The organism is Streptomyces hainanensis (assembly GCF_004348415.1).
In the GTDB taxonomy this organism is placed as follows: domain Bacteria; phylum Actinomycetota; class Actinomycetes; order Streptomycetales; family Streptomycetaceae; genus Streptomyces; species Streptomyces hainanensis.
The window spans coordinates 1-7,017 of record NZ_SMKI01000410.1 but is presented as its reverse complement, the minus strand read 5'-3'; the positions used below and the strand labels follow the sequence as shown (position 1 = coordinate 7,017).

The following is a 7,017-nucleotide window of genomic DNA, read 5'->3' as shown; positions in this document are numbered from 1 at the left end:
GGTGCGGACGATCGGTCCGGTCCCGCCCGCCGCCGACGCCCCGGCCACCGCCGACTCCCCGGCCGGCGGCGCGTCCTGGCCGGGCGCCGAGCGCGATCCGCGGGCACCCTGCCTGGTGATGCACACCTCGGGGACCACCGGGAGCCCCAGGGCACTGCTCCAGACCGAGCAGGCCCTGCACCTCACCACCCGCTACTGGCGCCACCAGCACCGCACCGCGGACGACGTGGTGGCGCTGCCCATCCCGTTGGCGCACACCTACGGCCACCTGGTGGCCGCCGCCACCCTGCTCGCCGGGGCCGCGCTGATCGTCACCCCCGAGGCCTTCGATCCGCGGCGCTGGGTGGCCAGACTGGCCCGTGGAGGGGCCACCGTGCTGGAGGGGGTCCCCACGGTCTACGCGCGGCTGCTCGCCACCGACGCCCCCGACGCCCCCGCCGTCGCCGCCGTCGCCGCGGGCCGGCTGCGCCGCTGCCTGTCGGCGGGCCAGCAGGCACCGGCCGAACTGCGGCGCTCCTGGGAGGAGAACACCGGGCTGCCGCTGCTCGAGAGCTGGGGGATGACCGAACTGGCCGGCCCCGGCCTCGGCCCACTCCCCGGCACCTGCCCGGGCAGCGCGGGCGCGCCGGTGCCGGGCCTGGAGATCCGACTGGTCGTCACCGGTCACAACGGCGGGGATCGGGACGGTATGACGGCGGAACCGGGCGAGGTCGGCGAGCTGTGGGTACGCGGACCGCAGGTCACCCCCGGCCACCGCACCGGCACCTGGAACCTCGTGCCGGTCTGCGACGAGCAGGGCTGGCTGCGCACCGGCGACCTGGGGGTCAGGGACGAGCACGGCTGCGTCACGCTGACCGGCCGCAGCAAGGACGTGATCATCACCCACGGCTACACCGTCCACCCCGCCGAGGTCGAGGCGGAGCTGCGCGGTCACCCCGGCGTCGCCGACGTGGCCGTGGTCGGCCGCGCCGACCCCGAGCGCGGCGAGGTGCCGCACGCCGTCGTGGTCGCCGACCCGGGCGGCCCGGCCGTCTCCGTCGAGGAACTGCGCGAACACTGCCGCGGCCGGCTCGCCCGCTACAAGGTGCCGAGGACCGTGGAGTTCGTCCGGAGGCTGCCCGTCTCGGCGACCGGGAAGCTGGACCGTGCCGCGCTGCGCGGGCCGGCCACCGCCACCACCACCACCATGGTCAGGGAAGGCTGAGTCGCCGTGACACGCTCCTGTCCTCCCGTCGTCCTGGTCACCGGCGCCACCGGCGGCCTGGGTGCGGCGATCGCCACCGCCCTCGCGGCCGACGGGGCGCGCCTGGTCCTGACCGCCCGCACCGAGCGGGCCGTGGCGGACCTCGCGCAGGAACTCCGGGCCGCCGGCTCCGAGGTGCTGCCGCTTCCCGCGGACATCACCGACCCCTCGGCCGCTGGCGCCGTCGCCCGGCGCGCGGTCGAGGAGTTCGGCCGGATCGACGTGCTGATCGACAACGCCGGGGTGGAGGGCCCGGTCGGCCCGTTCTGGGAGGTGGGACTCGACGACTGGTGGGAGGCGATGCGCGTCAACGTGATGAGCACCGCGGCGGCGGCGCACGCCGTGCTGCCCTTCATGGTCGGCCGGGGCGGCGGACGCATCGTCAGCATCAGCAGCAGGGCCGGGCAGCACCGCTGGCCCACGCTGTCCGCCTACTCCGTCTCCAAGGCGGCCGGCATCAAGTGCATGGAGAACATCGCCCACGAGGCGCGGGAGCACGGCGTCAGCACCTTCAGCCTGCACCCCGGCATCGTGCCGATCGGACTGACCACCGCGGCCCTCACCGACGACGCCCCGGCCACCCCCTGGCACGCGCGGCGCCGCGACTGGCTGGTGCGGCAGCTGAGCGAGGGGCGCGGCACCCCGGTCGAGCGCACGGTCCGGGCGGTCGCCTCCCTCGCCGCCGGCACCGCCGACCACCTCTCCGGCCGGTACCTGACGGTCGACGACGTCCTCGGCACCAGGGAGTCGGACCACCGGCCGGACCCGGCCCCGGCCTGATCCGCCGCCTCAGGGGAACGGCGGACCGCCAACCTCGCCGTGCCGGTCAGCGGATCTGGGACGAGGAACAGCTCCTGGCCGCCATCGAAGGCCGCCCCATCCCGCAACTTCCCGCAGTAGCCGACCCGAGAGACCTGCTCGACCTCGAAGAGGCCCGGCTCAGCATCCCCGAGGAGCAGCGTCCGACCGAGGAGACGTGGGCCAGCTACCTCTCCGACGGCACCGGCCCGAGCCCCGATACGAAGGTGTTCGGCATCCCGCACTTCCACCGCGAGACCATCCCCGCCTGGCTCACCTCCCGCCCAGGACGCGGAGCCGGCGGCGGCCGCCACCAGCTCGCTCGTGATCGCCGGAGGTCCCGACGCGTCCAGCGCGACGACGTGCGCGCCCACCACTCGGCCGACAACCACAGACACCTCCGCCCGGTGGAGCCAGGCACAGACCCGCAACGCCGAGACGATCACGCGGACTGCCCAGGCACGTTCCCTGCCGCCGTGATCGCCGTGGCCGTGGCCGTGGCGACGCAGGAGTCCAGCCTCACCGACCTCGCCGGCGGCGACCGCGACTCCGTCGGACTGTTCCAACAAAAACGCCGGTCACGTCGCGCTCTACCTCGGCGACAGGGCGAGGGCCGCATCGCGTATCGATCTCAGGACCCTCTTCTGGGAACTCGTCACCGGCCGGACCACCAACCCGAAGCTCCATCACGCCGCCGTGATGCCCGAGCCACCGAGCGCGGCGATCGAAGCCACCAGGGCCGCCGATGCGTGTCCCAGTTATCGCTCTCGGACGCGCCACCACCGCCAACGTCCCGCTGTCCACTCACTCGGTGAACCGGGATCGGGCATGCACGAGGCCGAGGTCCGCCGGTCCTGCGAGGTGCCCACGACCTGGGCGTGAGCTCTGGGGCAACCTGCTGGGTCGTGGGCCGCCCGCCAGTGGCACCATCTGTGGGATGCCCCCTTCCCTCCAGGTCGGCCCGTACACCGTCATCGCGCTCGCCGACGGCACCGGCCCCTTCTTCTCCCCCAGGGCGGAGGCCTTCCCCGGCGCCACCACCGAGCAGTGGGCGGCGGCCGACCAGTTCGATCCCGGCGCCCTCGACGCCGACGGACGCTGGCGGCTCCAGTTCCGCGCGTTCGCGATCCGCAGCGACCAGGGCGTGACGCTGGTCGACGCGGGAATCGGCCCGGCCGACAGCCCGGCGGCCTCGTGGGCACCCGTGCCCGGGGCGCTCCCGGCTTCGTTGGCCGCCGCCGGCATCGAACCATCCGACGTCGACACCGTGGTGCTCACCCACCTCCACACCGACCACGTGGGCTGGGCCGTCGTCGGCGGCGGCGACCAGTCACGGCCGTTCTTCCCGAACGCCGGATACCTGTTGCAGCAGGCCGAACTCGACGCGATCGAGGAGATCAACCCCCAACTGCGGTCCGCCGTGATCGACCCGCTCCGGAAGACCAATCAGCTGCGACTGCTCGACGGCGACACCCCACTACGCGGCGGCGGCGAACGCGTGGTCGCCACGCCGGGTCACACACCCGGGCACCAGAGCATGCTCGTCACGTCCGGACGCGAACTGGTCGCCGTCACCGGCGACCTGCTCGTACACGCGATCCAGCTCCTCCACCCCGAACTCGCCTACGCCCACGAGATGGACCCCGAGCAGGCAAGGGCCTCAAGGGAACAGCTGCTCCACCACCGGGCCACCAGCACCCTCCACCTCGCGACCCCGCACCTGACCGAGCCGTTCCTCACCCGCTGACCCACCCGGCAGCACCGGCTATTCCGCGAACACGCGCACGCGGCCTTCGACATCACGCCGCTCCCCGGACACTCGCCAGCGTGCGCCGTCGGACGCCTCCGCACAACGATCGCCCACCACACCGACGCGTACGCTCCCGTGCGCTCTCGTCCGCTCCCGTGCACCAGGCTCGCCGACCTGGGGTTGAGACTGGTAGGCGCGCGTGTTCAGGTGTCGCGTATTCACTGGCGCAGCCGGGGACGTGGTGACTCCGCGTGGACGTTGGGCGCGTACCGACCCGGAATCCATCGGCACGGTGATCAGACGGGTCACGGCATTCAGGGCCGGTGGTGGGCAGTCTGACGAGCCGGACGTCGGGTGATGGACGCCGCCGCCTCCGCCGCGGAGTTGTTGACTGGGCTCGCCGAGGTAGCGCATCGGCGGCAGCGCGCTGGAATTCTCCGTCACACGTCCAGGTGATTCGTGGTGTGCTGATCCGCGTGGCTTTCATCATGAAGAACAGCACCCCTGCGGCGGGCGCGGAGTCGCCGATGGCCCTGTTCAAGCAGTTGGAGCGTCGCCCTGGGGCACCGGGCGAACTCCGAGCGCGCCAGCGAGGCGTCCTGGGCGCGTACATGGAGAAGCTCGGCTGCGAGGATCTGGCGTTCGAGATGCCCACCGGGTCGGGGAAGACGCTGGTGGGCTGTCTGATCGCGGAGTGGCGGCGTCGCAGCAGGAACGAGCGTGTGGCCTACCTGGCGCCGACCCGGCAACTCGCGCAGCAGGCCGCCCGGTTAGCAGAGCTCTACGGCGTCCCGGCGGTCGACCTGACCGGCACGCACAAGGAATGGGACCCTGCCGCGGCGCTGCGCTTCGTGCGGAAGCAGGCCCTGGCGTTCGCGACGTTCAACGCCGTGTTCAACTCCAGTCCGAAGATGGCGCCGCAGGCCCTCGTCCTGGACGACGCGCACGCGGCGGAAAGCCCGGTCGCCTCCACCTGGAGCGTGCGCATCCAGCGTCACCGGGAGAGCACGACGTATGACCAGGTCGTTGAGGTGCTCACAGGCTGCGGCGCCTTCAGCGCCGCCGTCGCCAGGCGCCTGCATCACCGCACTGCCGGCCGCGTGTACCTCGCGGGCGTCGCCGAAACGACGCTGGCCGCCCCGAAGCTGGAACAGGTCCTGGAGCACGCGCTGGTCTTCGAGCCGCGGTGGCGGTTCGCCTACGAGAAGCTGGGACACAGCGGACTGGCGGCCTGCCTGGTCTACGCGAACAGCGACGAGATCTTCATCCGGCCGGTGGTCCCTCCCACCCTGTCGCACAAGCAGTTCGACGACGCTGCCCAGCGCATCTACATGTCAGCCACGCTCGGCGACAGCGGAGAGCTGGAGCGCGCCTTCGGACGCCGGCGGATCGAGCGGATCGAGCGGATCGAAGGAGATCCCGCCGCTCTCGTCCCCGATGCGGAAGACGACGACGGCGAGGCGGGCAACGGCCGACGGTTCTTCTGCTTCCCTGGCCTCACCCGCGGTCTCGACAACGACAGGCTTCCCGGTTTCGTGCGCGAGCAGATCGACGCCTTCGGCAAAGCCCTGTTGATCGCCCGCAGCGACGCGGAGCGCAAGCAGTTGGTCGAGGCGGTGGCTCCGGTCGGCATGCCGCAGTGGGTCACGGGTGAGGCGGACGACGCTCCCGACGAGTTCCGGGACGCCAAACGCGGGCTGCTGGCCGCCGCCAACAGGTACGACGGGATCGACCTTCCCGGCGACACCTGTCGGCTCGTCGTCATGCACGGCTGCCCCACCGGTGCTCACCTGCAAGAGCGGTTTCTCTACGAGAGCCTGGGAGCCGACGCGGTACTCAACGAGCGGATCCGCACCCGGCTCATCCAAGGAGCCGGAAGGGCGACCCGCGGGAGCAACGACCGGGCGGCGATCATCATGCTCGGCCGCGACCTGGAGCACTTCTGCGCGACCCACCTGGACACCATGCCCGCCGAGATCCGCACGGAGATCACCTTCGGCATGGAACAGGAAGGATCCTCGGAGGCCGACCTGCGGGAAGCCCTCGCCACCGTCTCCGCCGGGGGTGACGACTGGGCCAAGGTTGACGAGTTCGTCCGCGAGCGCGAACAGACCGACGACCGGCCGCACCAAGTGCCGGAGGGCACACTTCAGTTGCAGGCGGCAGCCCGGTTCGAGGTCGAGGCCGCCAACGCGGCGTGGCACCACAACTGGGAACAGGCCGTCGAACGCGCACGCAAGGCGATCGAGGCACTTTCCGGCGGAGACAGCCACTACCGCGCCCTTTGGCAGTACCTCGCCGGGGCCTGGGCCGTCCTGGCGGCGCAAGGCGCGGGTGGAACCCATTGGGTGGGCGTGGCGGACCGGTCCTTCGACGACGCGCGCGTCTCCGCACAGGGGACGCAGTGGCTGAGCGAGCTGAACCTCGACGCGGCGACCCTCCTGACTCCGAACAGCCAGACCGAGGAGACCGCACCCGATCCCCTGGACGAGTGGGTGATCGACCGGATCACCGGCCACGCGCTGCGGACCAGCATGAAGCCGCTGCCCCAGGAGCAGAAGATCAGGGACGGGCTGTGGCAGACCGACAGCACCCTCTTCGAGCACGGCTTGACCGCGCTGGGCGAGTTGATGGGGGCGGAAGTCCTTCAACGCTCCTCCGCGCACTCCGAGCCCGACGCCGTCTGGACGTTCGGCGAGCACTTCTGGCTCGCGATCGAGGCCAAGTCCGAAGCCACGGGCCCGAAGGTCGCCTCCAAGGGCGTGCGCGAGGCACTGACGCATCTGAACTACGCGGCGGGGGTGACCCGCCGCGAGATTCCCGAAGGGTCGGTGATCCTCTTCGTCACCCCCCAGACGGGTGTGGCCTATGACGCCGGACTGGTCGCCACCGGCAGCCCGCTGTTCCTGGTGGCGCCCGAACCGATCCAGCAGATCGCACAGCGACTGCTGGCCGCCTGGGGCGCGATCCGGGCCGAAACCAGCCGGCTGGAGACCACGGACGCCCGGCCCGTCGTCGCGGACGTCCTCAGCAAGCAACAGGCTCTCCCCAGCCAGTGGCTCGCCCTGGTGACCACCCTCCCGATCACCACGGCCTAGCTGTTCTGTCCACGGAGGTTGGTGACGGACGACATGTGGTCGTGGTCTTGAACGAGTGAGGGCCTTCCGGCTTCGGTGTGGATTGCGACATCTCCACCGAGCATCAGAAGGCCCTCATGCCCCACCGT

The 7,017-nt window shown here is 71.7% G+C and carries 4 protein-coding genes; all 4 read left to right on the top strand.

Going from position 1 to position 7,017, the window contains the following annotated elements; genetic code table 11:
* The coding region (locus tag E1283_RS28510; RefSeq protein WP_132821049.1) for a class I adenylate-forming enzyme family protein at nucleotides 1–1,204 on the top strand (1,204 nt) is incomplete at its 5' end.
* A 6-nt stretch (nucleotides 1,205–1,210) separates the two neighbouring features.
* Nucleotides 1,211–2,023 carry an SDR family NAD(P)-dependent oxidoreductase gene (locus E1283_RS28505; protein ID WP_132821048.1) on the top strand — a complete coding sequence of 271 codons (813 nt, stop codon included), beginning with the start codon at nucleotides 1,211–1,213 and terminating at the stop codon, nucleotides 2,021–2,023.
* A gap of 955 nt (nucleotides 2,024–2,978) precedes the next feature.
* The gene (locus E1283_RS28500; RefSeq protein ID WP_132821047.1) at nucleotides 2,979–3,788 is read left to right on the top strand and encodes an MBL fold metallo-hydrolase; all 810 of its coding nucleotides are present in this window, start codon (nucleotides 2,979–2,981) and stop codon (nucleotides 3,786–3,788) included.
* A 467-nt stretch (nucleotides 3,789–4,255) separates the two neighbouring features.
* Entirely contained in the window at nucleotides 4,256–6,889 is a 2,634-nt protein-coding gene (locus tag E1283_RS28495) for a DEAD/DEAH box helicase (protein ID WP_132821046.1), read from the top strand.
* Nucleotides 6,890–7,017: the final 128 nt, after the last annotated feature.